Below are 22962 nucleotides of genomic sequence, written 5' to 3'. Positions count from 1 at the left end.
CAAGCACCCCTGAAATCTACCGGGGTGCTTTTTTAAAGCGCTCATGGATATTATTATGCTTATAGGTCCCCGCTTCACTGAATTCTGCGAGTTCCATCGACAGGGCCAGATATCGTGATGAAAACAGCAGCTGAAAATGATGTTTCACCATTTCGAATAGCTTTTCACAGACTTCCTTTTTGTCTTCATCCGACCGCCCAGCACCTATTTTCAATGAAATATGAACAAAAGCATCATCTTCTTGACCATCTGCAATCAAGTAGTCCTGAAGCTCAATTGCTCTGGAACGGATCCCTCCTTTTGGAAAGAGGTCGCTTCTTAATAGGAGGATGCCGTTTATTTTTTTCAAAAGCGCTGGAATGTCCGCCTGATCCTTAATGTTCTTCGTGTATTCGACCACGATGTGAGGCATGGGACTCCTCCTTTTTTACCTCTTGGATGCCAAATACTTCATCGCTGACAACCGTGTTTTCCAGTCTTCCTATTCCTTCAATTTCAGTTACAACGATGTCCTCTGCAGCAGTATCCGAAAGTCCTTCCGGGGTTCCAGTGAGAATGATATCGTTTTCTTCCAAGGTCATAAACCGGCTGAGGTATTCGATCAAGTCCCGTATACCAAACACCATATCCCTTGTATTTCCTTCCTGCGTCAGCTTCCCGTTTACAAATGTGCGGAGTGCCAGATTCATAGGATCCGCAATATCTGCCGCATCCGTCAGCCATGGCCCGATTGGTGTGCAGCCATCCCGGTTTTTCACACGCAAATTCGGCCGGAAGTAGTTTTCGAGATAATCACGAATGGCGTAGTCATTGGCAATCGTATATCCCTTCACATACTGATACGCTTCCTCACGCTTTACGTGCCGCGCCTTTTTCCCGATTACAACAGCCAGCTCACATTCATAATGCATGTATTCAACTCCTGCCGGCCGTCTCGACTGCCCGCGGTGGCCGACGAATGCATTAGGCCCCTTTAAAAAGACAAGCGGCTCGGCAGGCGCTTGAAAGTCAAGCTCCTTCGCATGATCGGCATAATTCAGTCCGAGGGCAAATACGGTACGGGGGTTGACTGGAGGAAGCCATACAACTTCATTTTCTTGGACCAAACGTCCGTCATCCAATTTTACCTGACCATTTGTTTCCACGGCTTCATGAACGGCTCCTGCATAGGCTACCCTCGCTCTTTTCATAGCTGCACCATCCATTCCTCTTCTTTTGCCACTCGGTTCTGCAGCGAACCTACACTTTCTATGGAAATTTTGACAATGTCTCCTTCTTTCATCCGAGGAGGGTTTTCAGGAACCCCTGCAAGCAGGATGTCTCCTTCGTCCAGCGTCATGAATTCCGTCACATCAGCAATCAGCTTTGAAACGGGACGGATCAGGTTCGCCGTCGTCGTTTCCTGCTGCAGAACTCCATTGACAAAAACTCGAATCGAAAGTGCATCCGGATTTTTCACATCTTCACGAATCGTAATCCAAGGACCTGCCGGGCAAAAACCATCCCTGCATTTTTGCATAATGGCAGGCCGGTATACACTCGAATATGGAATACTTACATCATTCACCACTGTATATCCTGCGACATATTCGAGGGCTTCCTCTTCCTTTAACCGGACCGCTTTTTTGCCAATGACAATTCCCAGAGCAGCACCAGCCTGTAATTCCTCTGCCCCTTCCGGAAGCGGAATCAGCATGCCGTGGCCAGAGATGGTGTTCGCCGGCTTAATGTATAGGACGGGTGCGGCCGGAGGTTTTTTGTAGGGAGGCTTGTATAAGGAATCACCAAGCTGCTCCAATTCTCCCCGAAAGTTCAGCTCGGTTCCATAAACGGTACCGGAAATAGGGGCTTCCAGGATTAGCTGATTGGTAAAATAGGAGCTTCCGTTGTAAATAAACTCCTCTCCCTGAACCTCCACCTTTTCGATTCGGGAGGTTCCTGGGATTTTTACTATCGCTGTTTTCATTGGGTTTCCTCCCAGATTAAATGATAAACTCAGGCTTTTTCTGCTCAAGCGTCGGAGGAGCAGTTCCAACCGGATCCCCCGTCTCGATATCCAAAAACGGAGCCGTCTCATTAAACCAGCTGTCCGGTGCTTTCGTTCCCCAGAACGTTTGGCGTCTCGGGTCGTTTAAATCCCAGCGGATCGGCTTGAAATCCGGATCGCTTGTTAAATAGTCTCCACTGTACAGCTCAATGCGGTATCCATCAGGATCCCTTAAGTATAGGAAGAAGGCGTTCGATAATCCGTGGCGCCCCGGACCGCGTTCGATGCTTGCAGCATACCCAAGAGAAGCCAGGACATCACAGCAATGAATAATCGCCATCGGATCCGGCAGCCAAAAGCCAATGTGATGGAGACAAGGTCCCTCCCCATTCATAAAAGCCTGGTCATGAACCGTTTGCTTGCGGTGCAGCCATGCTGCCCAAATCCGGTCCTGATCGGTCGCGGTATATTCCGAGCACGCAAACCCGAGTTCATTTACAAAGAAGCTATACGCTTTTTCCACATCCGGAACACTGCAGTTAACGTGGTCGATGCGCTGTATTCTCGCTCCTTTATAAAGATCGTACCGCTGCAGCATTCTCTCAGCCGCATCCATTTTGCAGAAAAATTCGAGCGGCATGCCGGAAATATCATGAACAAGAAGGGCTCTTCCAAGTGCATGCTGGGTGCCTTCCTCCATCCATTTTGTTTTCAGCCCTTTCGATTGGAACAATGCCTGAAGGCGATCCAGGTCTTCATTCGACGCCACCTTGTATCCAAGAGCATGAACACTGTACTGTTCAGATTTTTTCAGGACAAGGCTATGGTGGGTATGCTCTTCCAAGCCTCTTAAGTAAATGGCCTCATCAGTCCGCTCTGTCTCAATGAATCCAAGTGCGTCCACATAAAACTTCCGGGAACGGTCGAGGTCCTTTACATTCAAAACCGTTCTGGCAACTCGAATAATGTTAAAGTCCGTCAATGACGATCCCTCTTTTCATCCATTATTTTTGATCAGTTCATCTGATCGGTCCAGGAATGCTTTTACCCGGTCGACATGCTCCTGCTTGTCATATCCGGTGTAGAGCGCGCTTGCCATCCGGACCGGATCGCCGAAGAAAAAGCGCTCGTACAGCGTTTGCCTTGAGCCGAATGAGCTCATGCAAACGTCCCATGCAAGGCGGTACAGCTTGACGCGGCTTTCTGCATCACCGGTTGCAGACTGCAGGTATTTATCCAGGTCAGGACGGATTGCCGATTGGAAATCTGCTTGAGAAGGAAGAGCCATCAGCCCGCTTGCTCCCATAAGCTGCATAATTTCTGTGAACCGCGGATAAATTTTCGGAAAATAATTGCGCGCTGCGTTCAGGGGAGCGAAATCCGGCGTCATCGTTCCCCAGCGGTCGGGCTTCGCATTGGCCTCTGATGCCGTAACATATGCTTTCATCGTCTCAAGAGCAATGATGACCTCCGATATTTTTTCCTGAATATGCTGATACTGTCCAATGTTGATCGTCTCAGCCATGAGCTGCAAAATGCCGAGAACGAACTCCGTTTTCGCAATATTTTTTGCTACAACCTGATGCGTCATATGAACGACGGCGCTGCTTTCGTTATATGCCTGATTGCACACCGACACATCGCCGAGGGAAAAGACTCTGTCCCATGGAACGACGACATCATCAAAAACGACGATTGTATCCATCTCCTCAAAACGTGAGCCAAGCGGATGGTCGAAGCTTGTTTTTCCATAGTCAAATGATTCGCGGCAAATGAATTTCAGTCCAGGCGTGTTGTTTGGAATACAAAATGCGTAGGCATATGGATTTTCTTCCTCCGTCTGCTTAAGCAGCGTAGAAGGAAAAACCATGATTTCATCGGTAATCCCGCCTTGGGTTGCAAGCAGTCTTGCTCCTTTAATGACAACACCATCCGGAGTTTTCTCTTTTATTCTTGCTGCAATAAACGGATCATGAAGCTGGGACGCATTGACTCCCCGGTTGACCTGCGGCTGGATGAGCGTATGGGTGAGAGATAGATCGTTCTCGCGGGCGTATTCATAGTAATTCTGCATATTTTTTGCATACATCGGATCCTGGCTGCCGAACATTTCGGATGCCGCTCCATATGCCATAAGGCCAGCGTTAATGTAATCAGGCGAACGCCCCATCATTCCCCCGTTATACCGGGCCCACTCCTGCATCATTCGGCGTCGCATCACAAGCTCTTCCTTTGTGGAAGGCTTCATAAAGGATGTGCCAACCCGTTCTCCGCTTGATGGCGACACATATGTCATATAATCCTTCTTTTCGGAATCATGCTGCATATCATATAGCTCAGCCTGTGATTTCATCACCCCTTTAAAAGCCGGATGCTCAGAGATGCTGCCTTTAACCTGCTCCCCATCAATCCAGATTTCCGCCTGCGCTTTGTCCACGCGTTCAATATACTGTTTTCCCGTTTTTGCCGGCATGCTTAACTCCCCTTTCTTTTTCCGAATTGCGGAATGTGATGATCGCCGAGTGCGACGTGAATAACTTTTGGCTCGCAGTAAAACTCCAGCATCGCGTAATGACCTCCTTCTCTTCCAATCCCGCTTGATTTCATCCCTCCGAAAGGAATGCGCAGATCGCGTACATTTTGCGAATTTACCCAGAGCATTCCTGCCTCTACCGCTTGTGCAACCCGGTGTCCCCGCTTCAAATCATTTGTCCATACGTAACCTGCCAAGCCATACGGAACATCATTTGCAAGCTCAACCGCCTCATCCTCTGTCTCAAATTCAATCACAGACATGACCGGCCCGAAGATCTCTTCCTGGCACACTCTCATATCATTTCGTGCATTCAGAAGCAAGGTTGGCGGCACGAAATTTCCTGCTTTGAGCTCCTCCGGCATTTCCCCCTGGAAAATTGTGCAGCCCTCTTCTTTTGCTAAATCAATGTAATCGCGTACCTTGCGGCAATGCGCTTTATCAATAAGCGGTCCAAGCTGAGTCCCCGTGTCCAGCGGGTCACCGACTACAAGATTTTGAACACGCTCTTTCAGCTTTGCAATAAAAGAATCTTTAATGTTCTTTTGCAAAAATAAGCGGGAGTTCGCTGTGCATCGTTCTCCATTAAAAGAAAAAATTCCCCAAACCGCCGCGTCCAGCGCCCTTTCCTGGTCCGCATCGTCAAAAACGATAAGAGGAGACTTTCCGCCAAGCTCCATCGACGTTTTTTTCAGGCTGTCGGCTGCATTTTTTATGATGATTGATCCGGTCTTTGTCTCCCCTGTGAACGAGATGGCCTTCACATCAGGATGAGCGACAAGCGCGGCCCCGGTTGTTTCTCCAAATCCATGTACGACGTTAAAAACGCCTGGAGGAAGCTCTGCTTTATGAATAATCTCTGCAAGCTTATTGGCGGTAAGCGGAGAAAGCTCTGCTGGTTTCAAAATGACGGTATTTCCTGTAGCAAGCGCCGGTGCGACCTTCCATGTTTCCAGCATGAACGGTGCATTCCACGGTGTAATTAGACCGATAGGACCAAGGGGCTTATACACGGTGTAATTTATAAACTCATCGTCTGCCGCATACGACTCTCCATGCAGCTTCGTCTGAACCATCCGTGAATAAAACCGGAAGTTCTCCGCCGCCCTTGCCGTCATTTTTCTTGTCTGGCTGATGGGCAGGCCGGTATCAAGCGATTCCAAGTAGGCAATCTCCTCAATTTCCTCATCAATCAGTGCGGCAATCCGCTCAATGAATTTCATCCGTTTCTCTATTTTCATGGAGCCCCACTGAACAAAGGCACGTTTAGCAGAAGCGACGGCTTGATCGATTTCCTCCTTCCGTCCCTCTGCTACTTCATTCATTCTGCCATTCTTATACGGATTGATATTTTCAAAAGTCTGATCCGAATTCAGAAATGCCCCGTTTATATATTGCATAACAGGCTGAAGAAATTTATGCTCTGCAGCCGTCTTATTGGATTGTGTCTGCATAATTACCCTCCTGTTTTCTTAAAGCGTTCCTGCCTCTTCGGGAAGTTCTACGTACATTTTCAGTACTTGCCGGATCTCATCCTGTAGCTGTTTTGTCGGAAGATCCATCGGCATGCGGAGCACCGGCTTAATTTTGTGCATCATTCCAAGGGCAGCCTTGAGTGGTGCCGGATTTGTGTCTTTGAACAAAACATCATTCAGCGGCATCAGCTCATAATGCAGATTAATGGCGCGGGTAATATCTCCTTCATTCCAGGCGTTGTATACATCCGCCACCTTTTTCGGCTCAACGTTTGCCGTAGCACTGATATAGCCGGCTCCACCAATGGCAAGCATCGGATAGCAAAGCAATTCAATGCCTGAGTAAAGGAGAAAATCTCTTCCGCACTCTAAAAGCACACGGTTCACATGTTCGAAATCCTTATTGGATTCCTTTGCTCCTATAATGTTCGGCACCTCTTTTGCCAGCCGGGCCATTGTTTTCACTTCCAGGTTCACCGCTGTCCGGCCCGGAATATTGTAGATGATGACTGGTATTTCTACAGATTCAGCCACCGCTTTAAAATATTTGTAAAGAGCGTGCTGGGAAGGCTTATTATAATAAGGCACGATGACCATCGCTGCATCCGCACCAAGCTCCTGAGCCTTTTTCGTTAAATAAAGCGTTTCTTCATAATTTGCCGATCCCGTTCCCGGTACGAAAGGAACCTGTTTGTTGACCGCCTTTGCTGCGATTCCCATCACCTGAACGCGTTCCTCTACAGTCAAAGAACTCGGTTCACCCGTCGTCCCCGTCACAGAAATTCCATGGCTGCCGCTCTCGATATGCCAATGAATCAGTTTTTCAAGAGTTTGAAAATCAATCGATCCATCCTCGTGGAACGGTGTAATAATCGGGGCGATGGATCCTCTTAATCTCTTTTTTACATCCTCATATCCAGTCACATGCATTCTCTCCTTTGTATGGAATCTTTCATCCGGACCAATTTGTTTTCAGATTTATCTGAAAACGCTTACAAAATCAATCTACCATGTGGTAACATATATGGAAAATACATAAAAAATAGCGAATCGATACAAAAAAAGTATGGATAGGGTGAGTGGTTTGGATCTAAAGCAGCTCCGGTATTTCTGTACCATCGCAGAGGAAGGCCAAGTGACACGTGCTGCAAAAAAACTGCACATGGCCCAGCCTCCGCTAAGCTACCAGCTAAAGTCGCTCGAGGAAGAACTCGGTGTTTTACTGATGGAAAGGAACGGCAAAAAAATGGAACTGACCGAAGCCGGAACCATTCTTTACGAACGGGCCAACTCACTTCTGCTCCAAATGGAAGCCGCTGTATCCGAGGTGAAAGAGGCAGGTGAAGGCTTATCCGGCCTGCTTTCCATCGGCTGTGTAAAAACTGGCTTCTCCTATATCCCCGAGCGGATTCGCTTTTTTCGGGAACAGTATCCGAACGTCTCGTTCAGACTGCATGAAGGAGATTCCTACCGGCTGGCAGAGGATGTGCGAAACCGAAGCATTGAACTGGCTCTAGTCCGCCTCCCTCTTGACCTGAACGATTTTGACTGCCTCCCACTCTCCAAAGATCCTTTCGCTGCAATCGTACCTGAGCACTTGGAAATGAACAGCACCATTGATATGGCGGATCTTTCCGAGCTGCCGCTTATGCTGCTTCACCGGGTCAGCGGAATCGGGCTGTTTGAGTTAGTAGTGAACGCGTTTCAAAAGCACGGTTTAAAACCGGCCATCGTTTGCCAATGCCCTGATGCAGCGATGCTGATGGCACTCGTCAGAGAAGGCGTCGGCGTTGCCATTCTGCCCGAGTCCACACTCCGATCCTTTCCAAATAGCGGACTGAAGGCTGTTCCTATAAGAAACAGTGAACTTCTATCAGACTGTGCGCTGATTTGGCTGAAGGACCGGTATTTATCGAAGAAAGCGGTGCGGTTTCGGGAGACGTTTTTGGGGGAGGGGGGGAACTGAGCGGGGTGGCGCCTGGTCTAATATCCCTGTCTGAAAACTCTTGGTTTGCACTGACCCCCAACACAGCACCGTATCGGGGGACAGAGGAAGACTTCGCTAAAGATACGGAGGGCAAGAGCTGGCAGTGATCGGGGACGGAGATTTAGTGCGGTAGAGAAATGGGGGTCAGTGCATTGCACTGACCCCCAACACAGCACCGCATCGGGGGACAAAGGAAGACTTCGCTAAAGATACGGAGAACAAGAGCTTGCAGTGATCGGGGACGGAGATTTAGTGCGTTAGAGAAGCGGGGGTCAGTGCACAATAATAAAAAAACACACCCAAAATCAGGTGTGTTTTACATTCCTCTCATACACATCAAACAATTCCTTCACTGAAACCCCGTTAATCCGCATCCCTGACAAATCACTTTGCTGAATCTCCACCTCTTGCAGATTGCACTCCACAAATCGGCTGCCTGTAAGGTCGCACCGTTCAAATGTGACAGACGGCTGATTCTCATCAAGGCACGTATCCTTAAACTGAACCCCGCCCATCGTTACATGGTCGATCCGACTGCCGGATAAATTCAAATCAGCCAGCAGACTGTTTCTGAAATTAATATTTTGAAACTTGGACTGGCTCAGATTGCAATTGCTGAAATGGCTGTTCATCACATTGCTGTTGCTGATGGAGCTGCCGGCTATATTCACTTTAAAGAAGTCGCTTTCGTCCATCCCGCAGCTTTCATATTGAGTGCCTGAGAGATCACGATTTTGTACTTTTTCGGTTTCATCATTCGTATTTGTCCGCTTCTCATAGCAAAACTCATCTTCGGATTCATACACTCTATTAAAACCTGCTTTTTCATAAAAATAATGATTATTCAGCTGCCTGCTGGACGTTTCCAGCTCCCAGGAAGTGACCTTCGGGTACGCCTCTTCTGCCAATTTAAGCGCAATCGATCCAATCCCTCTCACCTGTAAGGAAGGGCTTACAAAAATACGGTCGATTCTCGCGTGCAAATTGCCTGCGAGTGTCATAATCAATCCGCCTGCTATCTTTTCATCTTCGAGGATTTTGTAATAGACTAACTCCCGAATACTGTACTCCGTCATATGAATGGACTGATATCCTGGCGGCTGGATATTGTAATCTATGATTTCATCCTCTTCACAAAGCCATTTCTTTGCTTCTTCATTAAAGGTTTCCTTCATGATGCTTGTCAGGGTTTCAGCGTCCGATAAGGAAGCTCTTTTTATCGTTATGTTGAACATATTTCTCTTAATCTCCCTATTATGTATTATGATTCATTCCATCTGCCCATGAGAATAGTGCTGTAGAATTTGCCGTCTGATAAAAGCTTATCCTTTTTTAAAATACCTTCTGTTTCAAATCCCAGTCTGCTATAAATCTTTATCGCCCGGTCATTCGTTTCCAGTACCTTTAAATTCATTTTCTTTATTCCAATGGAGTCTGCCCAGGTAATCGATTCTTTTAATAGATTCACGCCAATCCCATACCCCCAGAAATCCTTCAGTACGCCCACTCCAAATTCTGCTTTATGCGAGGATCTTTTCAATTGATTTCCTTCACACCTCGAAAATCCCACAATTTCTCCATCCACTTCGGCAACTAAAAACAAATGGCTCGGCATTTCCGTATCAGTCTTAATCAGCCGTTCAAAGCCTGTTTCATCAATAAATCCCTCTCCCTCCTCCCTGTCTAAATTTTCTGTTTCTCCATCAATGCGGGCTCTTACTTTGGACAGCATCCTTGCGTCACTATTTACGGCAGACCTGATTGAATATTCAAGGTCCTTCACTTTAAATGTTCGATTCTTATTCTTCACGGGATTCTCCTATCTTGATTTGTTCACATCTTCTCTATCCATATTAAGGGAGTTACGATTAATCGGGCAATATTTTCTTTGGTAAGGGGCAACTCTATACTATTTCAGCTTTTTCTAATGATTAAAGCCGTCATTCCATTTACGATTACTCCAAATAAAAAAGCATAAGAAAAGTACATGCTGGATATGACCAGCACTTATCCTTATGCATCCAGAAAAAACGGCAGCAGAAAGACAAGAATTCCTGCTCCAAGAAGGATCAAAGCCGGAAGAAAACGATATTTCACTGAAATTTCCAATGTTACCTAGATAAAAATCATAATTAAGAAGATAGGTAAAATAAAACTAAAGATTGTGTTCATTTAATCTTCCTATCTCCATACCTCATTCCTATTTTACCATTTCCTTCTAAACACAAAGAATCATTTTCCTATTTTCATATTGACGCGCTGTTAAAATCCTCTATAATACAAACTAATTCAATACGAAAACTCTTTTATCAAGAGCAGGCGGAGGGACAAGCCCTATGAAGCCCGGCAACCGGTTGACCATGGTCAATACGGTGCTAATTCTTGCAGCGTTTACGCTGACAGATAAGAGAGAGGGATCCCTTTGTGTGCAAAGCCTCTTTCTTATCCGGAAAGAGGCTTTTCTGTGTTGAAAAACCTTTAGGAGGAAAGAAATGAAGAAAAAGCCGATTTTATCCGTTTTACTGAGCGCAAGTTTATTGGGAAGCCTACTTCCCGCCCAAGCACTGGCCGGGGAGACCGAAAGAAAGCAGAGTCTTTTCAATTCAGAACAATATGACTACATAACGTATGATGCTCTTAAAGGGAAATTAGAGTCCTTTGAAAAGCAAAGCAGCCGTGTTCAATTGGACATTACAGGAAAATCTTCCACCGGCAAAAATTTATACACGGTCACTATTTCTGACAGCAAGTCTAAGGAAAGTGAACTTAAGTACAAGGGATTACGGAAGCTCATGAGAGAAAATCCGGAAAAAGCGCAGCGCTACCTGAAAGCAAATCCGGATATTAAGCCCCCGATTTTAATTCACGCATCTATTCATGGAACCGAATTTGTCGGTACAGATGCAGCACTCCGGTTAATTGAACGGTATGGATTTAAGAACGATCAGGAAACAAGGGAGATTTTGAAGAACTTCACCCTGATTATCAATGTAGACGCGAATCCTGACGGACGTGTCGATGCTACCCACTTTAATGGAAACGGGATTGATCTGAACCGTGATTTCGTGACCCAGTCCCAGCCTGAAACGCAGGCGGCAGTTAAGCAAATCGCCCAGCTTAACCCACTCGTTCTTCTTGACCTTCACGGATATGTCAGACAGCGAGGAGAAGCAAATCATCCTGGATTGATTCTTCCGGGTACACCCCCTCATAACCCGAATTATGAATACGATTTGCTTTATAAGTGGATGAATCAGCAGGCAGAAGCGATGGAATCGAATATTGTCAGCGAAAAAGACAACTACGAGAACGAATTGTACAAAAAACTGGAAGGCACTCACATCCCATTACGAGATTCAAAATCCGGCTGGGATGTCTATCCTCCCATTTACACTCCGGCTTATGCCATGCTTCATGGGGGCCTTGGCTATACATTGGAAGCACCAACGAATGATTGGGATGGTGTGAAATGGCAGGTTGATGCTGTGAATGGTGCCCTTAAATTTGCTTTACAGAATAAGCAGGCCATGCTTCAAGACCAGCTTGAAGTGTTTGACCGCGGAGTAAAGGGTGAGCATCCAAACAATAAAGATGGCTTCTATCCTGACAGCTACATCATCCCGGAAAATAAAAAAGATAACAGCGCTGTGCAAAAGGTGGTCCATCATTTACTTAAAAATGATGTAAAAGTGGAGCGAGCGGCTAAACCATTTCGCGCAGATGGAAAGCGCTATGAAAAAGGGACCTATATTATCGATCTTAACCAGCCAAAGGCAGGTCTGGCTAACGCTCTTCTATGGGACGGAGAGGATATTACAAACGAAATTGATGCCATGTATGATATTTCCGCCTGGAATCTCTCTGAACTTTGGGGCTTTGATGCCATCCAAAGTAAAGAAGATTTGACCGTCCAAACAAAAGAAGTTCGGGCGGAAAGTGTCCGCGGAAAGCTGATTGGCAAAGGACCCTACTCGATTCCAAATACATCTGTAAATGCAGTCCGCCTTGTTAACTCTCTCATTGATCAGGGAGTTTCCGTCAAAAAAGATAACGAAGGAAATTTTTACGCTGAGGAAAAAGGGAAAGCGATTCAGAGAGCGGTTCAGGTTTCCGGATTAACTTTACGGACAAAAGCAGTCCCTAAAGAAGCAATCCCGCTAAAAAACCATCGGGTTGCCATTTTAAAGGATGGCGGCATGGGCAAAGTTCAGTCTCATTCAGGTACAAAGCTCGCCCTCGAACGACTTGGATTTCAAGTGTCGGAAGTTCATCCGAGAGATGTAGCCAATAATGGATTAAACGGCTTTGATACCTTTATTTACAGCGGAAGCGCCAGCCTGACTTCTTATAAGCTCAGCGAAGCAAATAAAGAATTTGGTTTAACGGATGACGAGGAATTGAAAAAGTTTAACGGACAAATCAAGCAGTTTGTTGAACAGGATGGCCATTTTATCGCAATCGGAGCAGGAGGTTCCCAGGCAGCAAAAGCTGCAGGATTAACGGAAGTGGATATCAATAAAGGCTTTTCCAGCAGCAACGGAATTGTAAAAGTCGATTATCTCCCATCCCCTCTTACAGCCGGATACAGCAGGAACGATGCCGGTTTCGTATACGGACCCGTGTGGTATTCCAGCACAGAGGGCACAAACATTGCCGCCACTTTTGTGAACAATGACTCCTTCTTTACCGCCGGCCACTGGAAAGACCGCTCACCGGCTAAAGGCCAGCCAGTCATCGTGCAGGAAAAAGACAAGCCGGTTACATTATTCGGCATTGAAGCAGGCTTTAGAAACCATACGGATTATTTATTCAGGCTGATTTCAAATGCCGTATTTGAGAAAGAATAGACAGGAGAGAGCATCGGATGCCGGTGCTCTTTTTAATGGAATAATATGATAGAATACGGGTAAAACGGCAAACATAGAGGAGATTCAATGGAAAAAGAAAAAACCATCAGTTCAAAATACATCCAGCAGCATCTGGCAAATGAACGGACGTATCTCGCCTGGGTGAGAACGGCCATCGCCATCATAGGGATTGGGTTTTTAATCACCAACCTTCACTTCAGCTTTATGGACAAAGCCTCCCCGGAAGCGAACACATTGACCATTGTCATCGGTGTTTTCTCCATCATTTGCGGGTTTTCACTCATCCTGTTTTCTACATTCGATTATCGGAAAAAAACAAAGCAAATTGATGAGCAGACCTTCCGTCCATCACGCCATATTGTCACGTGGGTTTCCGCTTTGCTTGTCGTCATTATTTTGATTTTTTCCCTTTATTTCTTTTTAATCTTTTAGCTCTAATCGTTGCAGGAGGATCATGTTTTTATTTAGTTCATTAAGGGGGAAACGTTATGTCTGCTCAAGTATTAATTACAGGCGCTGGCCCAACCGGTCTGGTGCTCGCCCTTCGTCTGGCCAAGCACGGGATTTCGTTCCGGATTATTGATCAAAACAAAGGACCTGGTGAATCCTCCCGCGCTCTTGTCGTTCATGCGAGGACACTGGAATTTTACCATCAGCTGGGCTTTGCTAATGAGGTCATTCAACTAGGAATCAAAATGAAATCCGTCCACCTTCTTGAAAACGGACAGGAAAAGGCTGAGTTGGAGCTGGCTGATTTAGGAGAAGGTTTAAGCCCTTATCCGTTTATCCTTAGTCTCGCTCAGGATGTTCACGAACAATTTTTAGTTAAGAAACTGCAAGAGCAAGGCATTGAAGTGGAATGGGAAACAGAGCTCCTCTCCTTTACGGACCATGGAGATGAGGTGGAGGCCGTCATCCGCAAAAACGGGCAGACAGAATGTGCTCGTTTTGACTACATATGCGGCTGCGACGGAGCCCACAGCACGGTCCGGAAAACCCTGAACTTCAACTTCCCCGGCGGGACATATGAAGAGCTGTTTTATGTAGCGGATGTAAAAGCAGCCGATGACGGGATTGAAAAAGACGGATTTTACATGTTTATTGATCAAGGCGGATTTTGTGCGTTTATCCCTGTCCGGACAACCGGGATGAGGAGAGTCGTTGGAATTGTACCGAAAGAAATGAGAAATTCACAGGATCTTTCCTTTGAAAACCTACGGCCTATCGCCGAAAAACAAGTTGGTTTATCTATTCTCGATGTGAATTGGTTCTCTACCTATCGGGTTCATCATCGCGTCAGTGAGCACTTCCGTAAAGGCAGAGCATTTATCGCAGGAGATGCCGGCCATATACACAGTCCCGCTGGCGGTCAGGGAATGAACACCGGAATTGGCGACGCCGTCAATCTCTCCTGGAAGCTCGCCGCCGTCCTGCAAGGAAAAGCAGATCCGGATATTTTAGACACGTACGAAACCGAACGGATCGCTTTCGCACGGCTGCTCGTTTCCACTACCGACCGGGCCTTCCGGCCACTCGTCGGCAGAGGCATTCAAAGCAAGCTGATCCGAAAGGTGCTCTTCCCTATTGTTATACCATCTCTGCTTAAGGTATCGAATGCACGTAAAAGAGCGTTTAACCTGCTCTCACAAACCCGTATTCATTACAGAGGCAGTAAGATAAGCGATGGTAAAGCAGGAAACATCCATGGCGGGGACAGGCTGCCATGGATCAAGACAGAAAGCGGGGATAACTATGAACCCCTGAAGTCGATGGAATGGCAGATACATGTGTACGGGGAGGCAAGCCGAAATCTGCGGGAATTTGCCGTTGAAAAAGATATTGAGCTGATAGAGTTTGAGTGGAATTTTGAGATGGCGAAGGCTGGATTTGAAAAGGATGCGGTTTATTGGGTAAGGCCGGATGGACATGTGGGGTTTGCTTTTGGAAAAGGTCGGGATCAGGAGGTACGGAATTTTATATTGAAGTAAGTGTTGATTTAAACAACACGTTATAGACAACAAGTTAGACCACCCTTTGAGCTGTGGCGGCGATTAGGGTGGTCTTTCCTATTTTGATTCTGATTAAACCCTTCTCTCCTGGTGATGCTGACGTATAAATCCAAATTTTTCTATATTTTCAAGTATAAAGGGTAACACTAATTGATCAACCTTAAATGGCATGGTACATGGCAGGTGGTTTTATCAGGAATTGAAATAATGAATGATTTTAAAGCCCACATAATCTCTTTTCTCTGGATATTTACTTCGATAATAACAATCCCAGTAACTCACGACTTGACTTTCTATTGTATTGTAGAATCTTTTATTTTCTGAAATGAAAGACTTTATCTCCCGCTTATCAAGATGATTTATATTATCTTTTATCACTTCTAGGATTTCTAATACATATTCTCCTGTAAGCCGGATTAAATAAGGAACATTCCAATTATAGGTACTTGTTTGATCCATCATTTTTCTAACATGATTCTCTCTAATAAAACCATTTTCATGCCTTGTAAACAGGCAATTTAATATTGCTTGCTGTCTGTCAGTTAATAAACTGTAAGACGATAGATATGGCTCATTATAGTAAATTCGTTCAGGAATAAATAACTTAGATCCCCTAAAATTAACCTTGAAGCAGTGAGAAAAGCGTAACTTATTAGTTGCTTCAAGCACACTTAACACTTTGCTGACATCTTCTTCTAGTTCAGCTGGAAATGCTTTAAATAATTCATATTTCTTATCAATCATATCCGCACCAACTTTTTAAGGGCATTGTTTTTTAGAGTTTAAAATAAAAATAGAGCTGCTTCAAAAAAGCAACTCCATTTCCATATGATCTGGGAGGGATTCGAACCCCCGACCCCCACGCTGTCAACGTGATGTTCTCCCACTGAACTACCAGATCGCGATATGTAATTGTGCCCGCCCTTCAGCTGACTTTCTCTATTATATTTCTCCGCCCCTGCCCTGTCAATAACTTATCCAAATAAATCGTCTTCTCTGAGCCCTTTTGCTACAATGAGTCTATCAATAACGAGGAGGAACTTTAGATGACGGTTAAGATTCAGGTGTTTTCAGATTTTGTATGCCCTTTCTGTTTTATTGGAGAGGAGCCGCTTCGGCAGGCGGTGGAAGGAAAGGATGTCGAGGTAGAGTTTATGCCGTTTGAGCTTCGTCCTTATCCGATGGAGGGGATGTCTCCGAATAGCGATTATATTCAGCAGGCGTATAAGCAGTCGGTTCAGCCGCTGGCACAGCGGTTTGGGGTTGAGATGGAGCTTCCGATGGATTTGGATCCTGTGCCGCATACGCATCTTGCGCATCAGGGCTATCAGTTTGCAAAGGAGCATGGTGTGGGTCAGGCTTATGTGGATGCGGTGTTTAAGGCTTATTGGCAGGAGGGGCAAAACATTGGAGATGTAACCGTTCTGACAGGGATTGTCCGGGAGCTTGGCTTAAATGGAGCCGCTTTTCAGGATGCGATCACTGGCGGCACGTATGTACAGGATCACAAAGAGGCATTGAATCTGGCAAGAAAAGCTGAAGTTCAAGCGGTTCCGACCTTTATAATTGGGAACCAAAAGCTTCAGGGTCTTCATTCAAAGGAATCAATTGAACAGGTAATTGAGGATGAGGCGAACGGCGGTATGATCGAGGGAGCCTCTTGCGGACCTGAAGGCTGCTGAACTTTTTAATAGGGAGTGATTTAAAATGGCTAAAACAGAGGCTTTTACGGACGCTATATATGATGCCATTGATGAGGTGGCTGGTATACAGGACGGCAAGCAATGGATTGTGACTCGTTCAGGGAAGCTTGGGATTAAAAGCCATCTCACGGAAATCGAGAACGAGTTTGATGTGAGTTTTCAGGAATTTGAAGGATGGCTGACAGATCTTCTCACAGAAAAAAAACCTCCTGCTTCTTTAGAAGCGATAACCTTTTCGCTCTTTGAGACAGCTGACACGATCAGTTTGTATGTGGCAGGTGCGGAAGAATGGGATGAGGAGGGCGACTGGGCGTTGGCAAAGGATTATGCACCGCTGTCAGTCGAACCTTATTTTCCGGTATATAAGCCAATTTATCAGCTATTAGAGGACCATCTCCCTGCTGGTTTATTTTTGGGTGCGGCGACGATGATCATTTTTGTTAAGGAGTTCGTATCGAAGCATGCGGAGCTTTTTCCGGATGGTGTAATTCTTGGAGCCGGATTTGACGGCGGAGATGTGTATGACTTTATGGAATTGAATTAGAAAAAAGACGGACTTCTTGATATGGAAGTCCGTTTTTATTTCACCTGTATGGCAATCCACCATGTATTGCCGCAGGGATCCAATATTCCTGCCCGCTTATCGGGTGCATCCCCATTGATTTCCGGCTCTTGTACTGATTCATAGCCTGCTGCAAAAGATGGACTGTCAGTTTTTTTCATTTTACCCTTGCTTACTATCTTTCTATGGTATAAGGTGGATAAAATATCCTTTTAAGGGGCGTTGGAATGAATAGAAAAGCAGCACTTTTCTTAACCTCAACCGGCATCTCCAATCTCGGAGACTGGATCTATTTCATCCCCCTGAACATGATGGTTTACAGCATGACGGGTTCTGCTGCCGCTGTCGCCGGAGTATACATAATACGTCCTCTTGCAGGTATCCTGACTTCATTTTGGGCAGGCAGCTTAATAGACAGGTATTCTCAGAGAAATCTAATGATTGGGCTGGATTTCATGAGAGCGTTGCTTGTACTGCTTATTTTAGCCGCTCCTACCCTTCCCATCATTTATGTGCTAGTCTTTCTCATTTGCATGGTAGATGCGGTTTATGATCCTGCTGCAGCAGCTTACTCTTCCAGACTGATTCCTTCTAAATATCGGCAAGTTTTTAATTCATATAAAAGCCTCGCATGGTCCGGTTCATTTATACTCGGCCCGGCTCTTGCCGGACTGCTGTTCATAACCGGACAGCCGGAATTTGCCTTTTTCGCTAACTCTTTTACTTTTATCATTTCTGCGCTTCTTCTTTTCCTATTGCCTCATCTCGGAACGGCCGGACATCCTCCTGAAAAGAGAATTTCTTTTTCCGTTTACGCAGATGACTGGCGGATGGTCATAGGTTATATGAAATCAGCACGGTACGTCATGAGTGTGTATCTCCTCTTTAACGGACTTATGATGATGGCGGCCGCTCTCGATTCACAGGAAGTCGTGTTTTCCCGGGAAATCCTGAAGCTTTCTGACAGTGCCTATGGTCTGCTTGTCAGTATTTCCGGGATAGGATTACTAATCGGATCCTTTTTTAACCGGTTAGCTGTAAAAAAACTGTCCCCATCCTTTCTAATCGGCTGCGGAGGCTTGATGATTGCTGGAGGATATCTCGTATATTCCCTCTCTTCCACGTTTTTAATGGCGGCCATCGGCTTTTTTATTCTCGCCTTCTTTATGGCGTTTGCGAACACCGGGATCTGGACGTTTTATCAGGATCACGTTCCGGCAGACATCATGGGACGGGTCGGAAGTGCGCTAGGCATGGTGATCTCGCTCATTCAAGTGATTTTTGTATCTGGAATTGGACTTGCTGGGGATTGGTTTCCTTTGAGAATCGTGATTATTTCGGGGGCAGGTGTTATGGTGCTCCTCTCCCTGCTCCTGTTCACAGCGGCAATGAAGCCTTTTTCACACATGCCCCAACTGGGAAAGCAGCTTAATAAAAGTGATGTGAGGTGAGAACATGACATTTTTAATCACGATTATTCTGATTGTATTCTTATATGATTTCACCAAATTAAGACAGCAAAACAAAGAAATCATTGAACAAAATGACAAAATCATCTCCGTGCTGGAGGAAATAAACAAGAAGGAAAAAATGTAAAAACCGCGGTGATCGTAACCGCGGTTTTCCCTTTTCATCATTACGTATCAATTACTGTATCCACCGCAAGCGTATTTGTTGCAGTAGAGGCAGACGTAACATTGCTGAAATTCAGGTACTCCAGCACGACTGGTGCTCCGAGCAGAATGGATGCACGGATGAGTAGATTGTTCGCTGATAATGTAGAGAGGCCCCCCTGCTGCAGAACCCCATTTACGTAGACATTTACCACCGTTTCTGTATTTGGAACCGGCAGTCCGCCTGCGGCCAAGCTATTCCCATTGTCATCCCGAAACGATGTCGCAGGGATGGTAGTATTGCCGCCTAAAATCATAAGGGCCGTCACGTTGGCTGCATACCGGGAAGCGATCGGAGCAACATCTGTAACCGTGCTCACATTTACATCCCCGCTTACCGTATTGGAAGCAGAAAGGACGAGTTTAATCAATTCAGCTGGCATCTAAATCCTTCTTTCTTAATGAAGTTTGACAAACTGAATAATAATGGCTGTCCCATCTAGAGGAACATCTCGTGTTTTGAGCGTTAAGAGGCCTTTTTGAACTTCATAATTATGCTCCGGCTGCAGAACAGCATTAATAAAGACATTCAGATAGGAAACATCTTTTGGGTCGAGAATCTCTGTATTGCTGTATGGGAGCAGCGCATCTGCATTTGTGTAATGCAGGCTCTTCCCATTGGAGAGTGCATAGTAAGCAAGAACCTCCGTCTTTCTTGGCAGCCTTTTGCGAATGAAGCCGGAAGCAATCTTAGGAATCATGGTCAGCGGCGGATTCAACCCTTCTCTCCCCCTTCAGCGTTTTTCTATCTGCTGCTATTTTATTTTCCATTGAATAAAAGGGTTCTTACGTCGAACCTGCTGAATAAACTATTCCGGCAAGCAAATGGTATAATTACCCATACAAAAATAATAGAGAGGGCGACGAATGATACATTATTAAGATATATCTTTATTTCAGATCTGGCAGCCAGATGTTCTTGATCCTCACTCGAATAATAGCACCCGCGGCCTTATTCCAAGCAATTCCAAATACATATGCAGCTGGGCTCTGTGATGGTATATGTGACCCAGGATTTCAAGAAGCCATTCATATCTGGAGTAGCCTGTCCCCCAATAAGAGATTTTTTCCTCCATCAGCTCTGCTTCACTGAAGGAATAAAAAGCTTCTTTCAGCGCATTAAAATTCTTATAGAGCTCGGTTCCCGCATTTTCTGCTCTTCTAAATGGATGAGAGAGATAATAGTCCGCCATCTCATCCTTCGAGGCTTCTTCCATAATTAAATAATCCGCGCGGTAGAGAAGGGATAGATGATTCAGCAGTTCACCAAGGGATCTCTTATTTTCTAGATAGCTCCAATTTAAATCACTCTCTTCTGCTAAAATGGCCATTTCTATAATAGAACGATTTGCAACTTCAAGCTGGCTAAAGATGGAATTTAATAGAATTCGTTGATGCATCTCTGTTCACCTGTCGATCTTTTTGGGATTTATTACAATGATCAAAAATTTAGTGCCTGACCCTTAATGCTTTACCGCAGCAGGGGTCAGAGGGATAGGTTCTCGATCCTATCCGCCGCAAGACTTCGCAAGTTTGGTGCCGGAGCTTTAGTCCGGTAAAATTTAAGGGGACTGGCACTGTGCCAGTCCCCACATTCTTCACCGCAGCAGGGGACAAAGACTGTTCTCTGCCAGCCCTTGCCGCAGTATGGTTGAAGCCATATGGTGCCGAAGCTTTACTTCTTTAGCAGAGTAGGGGTCAGACACTTCCATACCCGATTTCACCCTTTTAAGATTATGAATCTAACACCGCCAAAACCGGTTCCACCTTTATCAGAGCGGCAACAACAACACCCGCCCCTTTATCTCCGCCCGCTTCCCTGAACACGCGCGTACTGCAGCGGCTTTGTTTTTGGCAGCAAATCCAGAGCTGACCCAAAGTCCTGAATCAGGTCCTCTGCTTTCTCAAGACCCACACTGACACGGAGCAGTCCGTCTGTAATTCCTCTTGCGTACCGCTCTTCCCTCGGCATTGCTGCATGTGACATTTTAGCCGGATATGAAAGAATCGTTTCTACGGCGCCAAGGCTGACGGCAAAAACCGGAAGCTGAACGTTTTGGACGAGCTTTCGAACGGCATCTTCATCTGACAGTCTGAATGAGAGCACGGCACCCGGTCCGTCTGCCTGATAGCGCTGTACGGAACAGCCGGGGTGGAAGGAAAGACCCGGATAATAAACTTCCTCTACGGCCGGATGCCTTGATAGGAAGGCGGCCAGCTTAAGGGCAGATTCGGTCGATTGCTTTAAACGGACGTGAAGGGTTTTCAACCCCCTTAATACGAGCCAGGAATCCTGTGCTCCAAGTATAGCTCCAAATGAATTTTGCAGTTTGTAAAGCTGGTTTCCCAGTTCTTCGTCATTCACAGCCGCGAGCCCCGCCACGACATCACTGTGGCCTGCCAAAAATTTCGTTGCACTGTGAAGCACAACGTCTACTCCTAAATTGAGCGGACGCTGAAGTGCCGGTGTCAGAAAAGTATTATCCAGAAACGTTAAACAGTTATTAGCTTTCGCAAGTTTAACAATCCCTTGGATATCGGTAATTTTAAGCAGCGGATTAGAGGGTGTTTCTAAATAAATCACTTTTGTATTCGGACGAATTTTAGACGCTACATTGTGCAGATCGGTCATATCCACAAATGTATATTCAATTCCAAACCGGCTCAAAACCTCTGTCACCATCCGGTACGTACCGCCGTAGACATCCTCCGTCACGAGGACATGATCTCCTTTTGATAATAAAAGAAAGGCTGTAGAGATTGCGCTCATACCCGATGAAAATGCAAATCCTCTCGTTCCCCCTTCAAGATCGGCAATTGCTTTTTCAAGTACTTCCCTAGTCGGGTTGCCTGAACGGGCGTAATCATATTTTCCGAACTGATCAAAATCAGACTGATGGAAGGTGGACGATAAGTGGACCGGAACGCTTACCCCTCCTGTTTCTTTATCCGTCTTATGGCTATTGTGCAGCAGCTTCGTCTGGATGGACCAATCAGTATTGCTCAATTTTTTCCTCCTCCTTCACAGCCTGGAATGCCTGATGCAAATCAGCTTTGAGATCTTCTGCGTGCTCGATTCCTACCGAGAAACGCAGAAGCCGATTACAGACACCGTTTGCCGTACGTATTTCTTCTGGTATATCCATATGCGTCTGAGTGGCTGGATACGTCATCAAACTCTCAACCCCGCCAAGACTTTCTGCGAACGTAATCGTCTTCAAATTTTTCAGGAATGGATTCACCCATTCCTCTTTCGCGACCCGGAACGACAGCATGCCCCCTCTTCCCGGATACAGTACATCACTTACTTCCGGGACTTCTTCTAAAAATTCGGCTATATCAGCTGCATTCTGTTCATGCTGCCTCATCCGAAGTGCCAGTGTTTTTAATCCCCGGATTAAAAGCCATGAATCAAACGGAGCGAGAACGGCGCCGATTGCATTGTGATGGGAAGCAAGCTCCGCACAAAGTTCCTTACCTTTTGCCACAACGATTCCAGCAAGGAGATCATTATGTCCTCCGAGATATTTAGTTGCACTGTGAATGACGATATCAGCTCCGCTCTTTAATGGCTGCTGGATGACAGGAGTATAGAATGTATTATCCACAATCAGCAGCAGGCCGTGGCGCTTCGCTACTTCTGCAACTGCTGCAATATCCACCTCCTGCATAAGCGGATTCGTTGGAGTTTCCAGAAAGATCGCCTTCGTATTCGGAAGGATCCTAGCCTCTGTACTCACAGGATCTGCAAATGAATCATATTGGAATGTCAGTCCATACTTACGCCATTCCTGTTCAAACAGCCTGTAGGTTCCTCCGTAAATATCGGATGAGGCAATAATGTCATCTCCGGTTTTAAATAGCGCCATAATGGTCTGAATGGCTCCCATCCCTGAGCTGAAGGCAAACCCCTGATCTCCGCCTTCTAAGTCCGCCAAAGCCTTTTCAGCGATGGCACGTGTCGGATTGCCGGTTCGTATGTAATCAAAACCGGTCGATTCCCCGATTCCTGAATGACGGTAAGCTGTCGTTAAATAAATGGGAGGATTAACGGCGCCTGTCGTCTGTTCACTTCGGTTGCCGATTTGGGCTAAGATCGTTTCTGTATGTTTTGTCATTTTACACCCTCGCTTATGCAGATTAAGAATACAAAAAAGCCTTCCCC

24 protein-coding genes, 1 tRNA gene and 1 riboswitch are annotated in these 22962 nt (G+C 45.9%); of the genes, 8 read left to right on the top strand and 17 right to left on the bottom strand.

Annotation, left to right across the window (positions count from 1 at the left end; genetic code table 11):
- Window positions 1-16 precede the first annotated feature (16 nt).
- The 7 genes from WCV65_RS07100 to hpaI are packed head-to-tail and all read right to left on the bottom strand — an operon-like array spanning window position 17 to window position 6919.
- Window positions 17-412, bottom strand: coding sequence for a 5-carboxymethyl-2-hydroxymuconate Delta-isomerase (locus WCV65_RS07100; RefSeq protein ID WP_035409167.1), 396 nt, complete (start codon window positions 410-412; stop codon window positions 17-19).
- Window positions 375-1190 (bottom strand): fumarylacetoacetate hydrolase family protein, encoded by an 816-nt coding sequence (locus WCV65_RS07095; RefSeq protein ID WP_338781172.1) that lies wholly within the window; start codon window positions 1188-1190, stop codon window positions 375-377. The genes WCV65_RS07100 and WCV65_RS07095 overlap by 38 nt, the downstream gene beginning before the upstream one ends.
- A complete protein-coding gene (locus WCV65_RS07090) occupies window positions 1187-1966 on the bottom strand; it encodes a fumarylacetoacetate hydrolase family protein (protein ID WP_338781170.1) in 780 nt (259 codons plus the stop codon). The genes WCV65_RS07095 and WCV65_RS07090 overlap by 4 nt, the downstream gene beginning before the upstream one ends.
- A gap of 16 nt (window positions 1967-1982) precedes the next feature.
- The gene (hpaD, locus tag WCV65_RS07085) at window positions 1983-2969 is read right to left on the bottom strand and encodes a 3,4-dihydroxyphenylacetate 2,3-dioxygenase (RefSeq protein WP_338781168.1); all 987 of its coding nucleotides are present in this window, start codon (window positions 2967-2969) and stop codon (window positions 1983-1985) included.
- Between the two features lie 15 nt (window positions 2970-2984).
- On the bottom strand, window positions 2985-4460 hold the full coding sequence (hpaB, locus tag WCV65_RS07080) for a 4-hydroxyphenylacetate 3-monooxygenase, oxygenase component (RefSeq protein ID WP_338781166.1): 1476 nt from the start codon (window positions 4458-4460) through the stop codon (window positions 2985-2987).
- Between the two features lie 2 nt (window positions 4461-4462).
- Window positions 4463-5974, bottom strand: a complete 1512-nt coding sequence (gene hpaE, locus WCV65_RS07075) for a 5-carboxymethyl-2-hydroxymuconate semialdehyde dehydrogenase (protein WP_338781164.1) — start codon at window positions 5972-5974, stop codon at window positions 4463-4465.
- A gap of 18 nt (window positions 5975-5992) precedes the next feature.
- Entirely contained in the window at window positions 5993-6919 is a 927-nt protein-coding gene (hpaI, locus tag WCV65_RS07070) for a 2,4-dihydroxyhept-2-ene-1,7-dioic acid aldolase (protein WP_338781162.1), read from the bottom strand.
- A 160-nt stretch (window positions 6920-7079) separates the two neighbouring features.
- On the opposite strand from hpaI, the gene WCV65_RS07065 reads away from it, so the two are divergent.
- On the top strand, window positions 7080-7961 hold the full coding sequence (locus tag WCV65_RS07065; protein ID WP_338781160.1) for a LysR family transcriptional regulator: 882 nt from the start codon (window positions 7080-7082) through the stop codon (window positions 7959-7961).
- A 326-nt stretch (window positions 7962-8287) separates the two neighbouring features.
- Here the strand turns inward: WCV65_RS07065 and WCV65_RS07060 are convergent, their stop codons facing one another.
- On the bottom strand, window positions 8288-9217 hold the full coding sequence (locus WCV65_RS07060) for a GNAT family N-acetyltransferase (RefSeq protein WP_338781158.1): 930 nt from the start codon (window positions 9215-9217) through the stop codon (window positions 8288-8290).
- 26 nt (window positions 9218-9243) lie between these two features.
- Complete coding sequence (locus WCV65_RS07055; protein WP_338781156.1) at window positions 9244-9792, bottom strand: GNAT family N-acetyltransferase; 549 nt, start codon at window positions 9790-9792, stop codon at window positions 9244-9246.
- Between the two features lie 493 nt (window positions 9793-10285).
- Window positions 10286-10392: riboswitch (SAM riboswitch) on the top strand.
- Window positions 10393-10474: 82 nt separating this feature from the next.
- Between WCV65_RS07055 and WCV65_RS07050 the strand changes: the two genes are divergently transcribed.
- The 3 genes from WCV65_RS07050 to WCV65_RS07040 all read left to right on the top strand — a co-directional run bounded on the left by WCV65_RS07050 (window position 10475) and on the right by WCV65_RS07040 (window position 14838).
- Window positions 10475-12829: a M14 family zinc carboxypeptidase gene (locus tag WCV65_RS07050; RefSeq protein WP_338781154.1), complete on the top strand. Its 2355-nt coding sequence runs from the start codon at window positions 10475-10477 to the stop codon at window positions 12827-12829.
- Between the two features lie 87 nt (window positions 12830-12916).
- On the top strand, window positions 12917-13282 hold the full coding sequence (locus WCV65_RS07045; protein WP_338781152.1) for a DUF202 domain-containing protein: 366 nt from the start codon (window positions 12917-12919) through the stop codon (window positions 13280-13282).
- A 56-nt stretch (window positions 13283-13338) separates the two neighbouring features.
- Window positions 13339-14838, top strand: coding sequence for an FAD-dependent monooxygenase (locus WCV65_RS07040; RefSeq protein ID WP_338781150.1), 1500 nt, complete (start codon window positions 13339-13341; stop codon window positions 14836-14838).
- A 213-nt stretch (window positions 14839-15051) separates the two neighbouring features.
- Here the strand turns inward: WCV65_RS07040 and WCV65_RS07035 are convergent, their stop codons facing one another.
- A complete protein-coding gene (locus WCV65_RS07035) occupies window positions 15052-15603 on the bottom strand; it encodes a hypothetical protein (protein ID WP_338781148.1) in 552 nt (183 codons plus the stop codon).
- 85 nt (window positions 15604-15688) lie between these two features.
- A tRNA-Val gene (locus tag WCV65_RS07030) sits at window positions 15689-15760 on the bottom strand.
- Window positions 15761-15905: 145 nt separating this feature from the next.
- Between WCV65_RS07030 and WCV65_RS07025 the strand changes: the two genes are divergently transcribed.
- Window positions 15906-16541 (top strand): DsbA family oxidoreductase, encoded by a 636-nt coding sequence (locus WCV65_RS07025; protein WP_338781146.1) that lies wholly within the window; start codon window positions 15906-15908, stop codon window positions 16539-16541.
- Between the two features lie 25 nt (window positions 16542-16566).
- A complete protein-coding gene (locus WCV65_RS07020) occupies window positions 16567-17106 on the top strand; it encodes a hypothetical protein (protein ID WP_338781144.1) in 540 nt (179 codons plus the stop codon).
- Window positions 17107-17141: 35 nt separating this feature from the next.
- Here WCV65_RS07020 and WCV65_RS07015 read toward each other — a convergent pair whose 3' ends face one another.
- Window positions 17142-17285, bottom strand: a complete 144-nt coding sequence (locus tag WCV65_RS07015) for a hypothetical protein (RefSeq protein ID WP_338781143.1) — start codon at window positions 17283-17285, stop codon at window positions 17142-17144.
- Window positions 17286-17351: 66 nt separating this feature from the next.
- On the opposite strand from WCV65_RS07015, the gene WCV65_RS07010 reads away from it, so the two are divergent.
- Both WCV65_RS07010 and WCV65_RS07005 read left to right on the top strand, forming a co-directional pair.
- Entirely contained in the window at window positions 17352-18575 is a 1224-nt protein-coding gene (locus WCV65_RS07010) for an MFS transporter (protein ID WP_338781141.1), read from the top strand.
- Between the two features lie 4 nt (window positions 18576-18579).
- A complete protein-coding gene (locus tag WCV65_RS07005) occupies window positions 18580-18720 on the top strand; it encodes a hypothetical protein (protein ID WP_197491619.1) in 141 nt (46 codons plus the stop codon).
- A 40-nt stretch (window positions 18721-18760) separates the two neighbouring features.
- Here the strand turns inward: WCV65_RS07005 and WCV65_RS07000 are convergent, their stop codons facing one another.
- The 5 genes from WCV65_RS07000 to WCV65_RS06980 all read right to left on the bottom strand — a co-directional run bounded on the left by WCV65_RS07000 (window position 18761) and on the right by WCV65_RS06980 (window position 22915).
- A complete protein-coding gene (locus WCV65_RS07000) occupies window positions 18761-19180 on the bottom strand; it encodes a DUF4183 domain-containing protein (protein ID WP_035409193.1) in 420 nt (139 codons plus the stop codon).
- 15 nt (window positions 19181-19195) lie between these two features.
- On the bottom strand, window positions 19196-19516 hold the full coding sequence (locus tag WCV65_RS06995) for a DUF4183 domain-containing protein (protein ID WP_338781138.1): 321 nt from the start codon (window positions 19514-19516) through the stop codon (window positions 19196-19198).
- Between the two features lie 207 nt (window positions 19517-19723).
- Window positions 19724-20197, bottom strand: a complete 474-nt coding sequence (locus WCV65_RS06990) for a DinB family protein (protein ID WP_338781136.1) — start codon at window positions 20195-20197, stop codon at window positions 19724-19726.
- 401 nt (window positions 20198-20598) lie between these two features.
- Window positions 20599-21804, bottom strand: a complete 1206-nt coding sequence (metC, locus tag WCV65_RS06985) for a cystathionine beta-lyase (protein ID WP_035409196.1) — start codon at window positions 21802-21804, stop codon at window positions 20599-20601.
- Entirely contained in the window at window positions 21791-22915 is a 1125-nt protein-coding gene (locus WCV65_RS06980) for a methionine biosynthesis PLP-dependent protein (protein WP_338781134.1), read from the bottom strand. The genes metC and WCV65_RS06980 overlap by 14 nt, the downstream gene beginning before the upstream one ends.
- Window positions 22916-22962 lie beyond the last annotated feature (47 nt).

It is taken from the genome of Metabacillus sp. FJAT-52054 (assembly GCF_037201815.1).
Taxonomy (GTDB): Bacteria; Bacillota; Bacilli; order Bacillales; family Bacillaceae; genus Metabacillus_B; species Metabacillus_B sediminis.
Note: the sequence above shows the minus strand (reverse complement) of the source record. Positions and strands in the feature narration are given on the sequence as shown.

Coding starts and splice junctions, on each gene's coding strand:
- WCV65_RS07000 (WP_035409193.1), bottom strand. CDS start 19,180: ATGCCAGCTGAATTGATTAAACTCGTCCTTTCTGCTTCCAATACGGTA.
- WCV65_RS07045 (WP_338781152.1), top strand. CDS start 12,917: ATGGAAAAAGAAAAAACCATCAGTTCAAAATACATCCAGCAGCATCTG.
- WCV65_RS07060 (WP_338781158.1), bottom strand. CDS start 9,217: ATGTTCAACATAACGATAAAAAGAGCTTCCTTATCGGACGCTGAAACC.
- WCV65_RS07050 (WP_338781154.1), top strand. CDS start 10,475: ATGAAGAAAAAGCCGATTTTATCCGTTTTACTGAGCGCAAGTTTATTG.
- WCV65_RS07095 (WP_338781172.1), bottom strand. CDS start 1,190: ATGAAAAGAGCGAGGGTAGCCTATGCAGGAGCCGTTCATGAAGCCGTG.
- WCV65_RS07025 (WP_338781146.1), top strand. CDS start 15,906: ATGACGGTTAAGATTCAGGTGTTTTCAGATTTTGTATGCCCTTTCTGT.
- hpaB (WP_338781166.1), bottom strand. CDS start 4,460: ATGCCGGCAAAAACGGGAAAACAGTATATTGAACGCGTGGACAAAGCG.
- WCV65_RS07090 (WP_338781170.1), bottom strand. CDS start 1,966: ATGAAAACAGCGATAGTAAAAATCCCAGGAACCTCCCGAATCGAAAAG.
- WCV65_RS07040 (WP_338781150.1), top strand. CDS start 13,339: ATGTCTGCTCAAGTATTAATTACAGGCGCTGGCCCAACCGGTCTGGTG.
- WCV65_RS06990 (WP_338781136.1), bottom strand. CDS start 20,197: ATGCATCAACGAATTCTATTAAATTCCATCTTTAGCCAGCTTGAAGTT.
- WCV65_RS07010 (WP_338781141.1), top strand. CDS start 17,352: ATGAATAGAAAAGCAGCACTTTTCTTAACCTCAACCGGCATCTCCAAT.
- WCV65_RS07005 (WP_197491619.1), top strand. CDS start 18,580: ATGACATTTTTAATCACGATTATTCTGATTGTATTCTTATATGATTTC.
- WCV65_RS07015 (WP_338781143.1), bottom strand. CDS start 17,285: ATGAAAAAAACTGACAGTCCATCTTTTGCAGCAGGCTATGAATCAGTA.
- WCV65_RS07100 (WP_035409167.1), bottom strand. CDS start 412: ATGCCTCACATCGTGGTCGAATACACGAAGAACATTAAGGATCAGGCG.
- hpaE (WP_338781164.1), bottom strand. CDS start 5,974: ATGCAGACACAATCCAATAAGACGGCTGCAGAGCATAAATTTCTTCAG.
- WCV65_RS07035 (WP_338781148.1), bottom strand. CDS start 15,603: ATGATTGATAAGAAATATGAATTATTTAAAGCATTTCCAGCTGAACTA.
- WCV65_RS07020 (WP_338781144.1), top strand. CDS start 16,567: ATGGCTAAAACAGAGGCTTTTACGGACGCTATATATGATGCCATTGAT.
- WCV65_RS06980 (WP_338781134.1), bottom strand. CDS start 22,915: ATGACAAAACATACAGAAACGATCTTAGCCCAAATCGGCAACCGAAGT.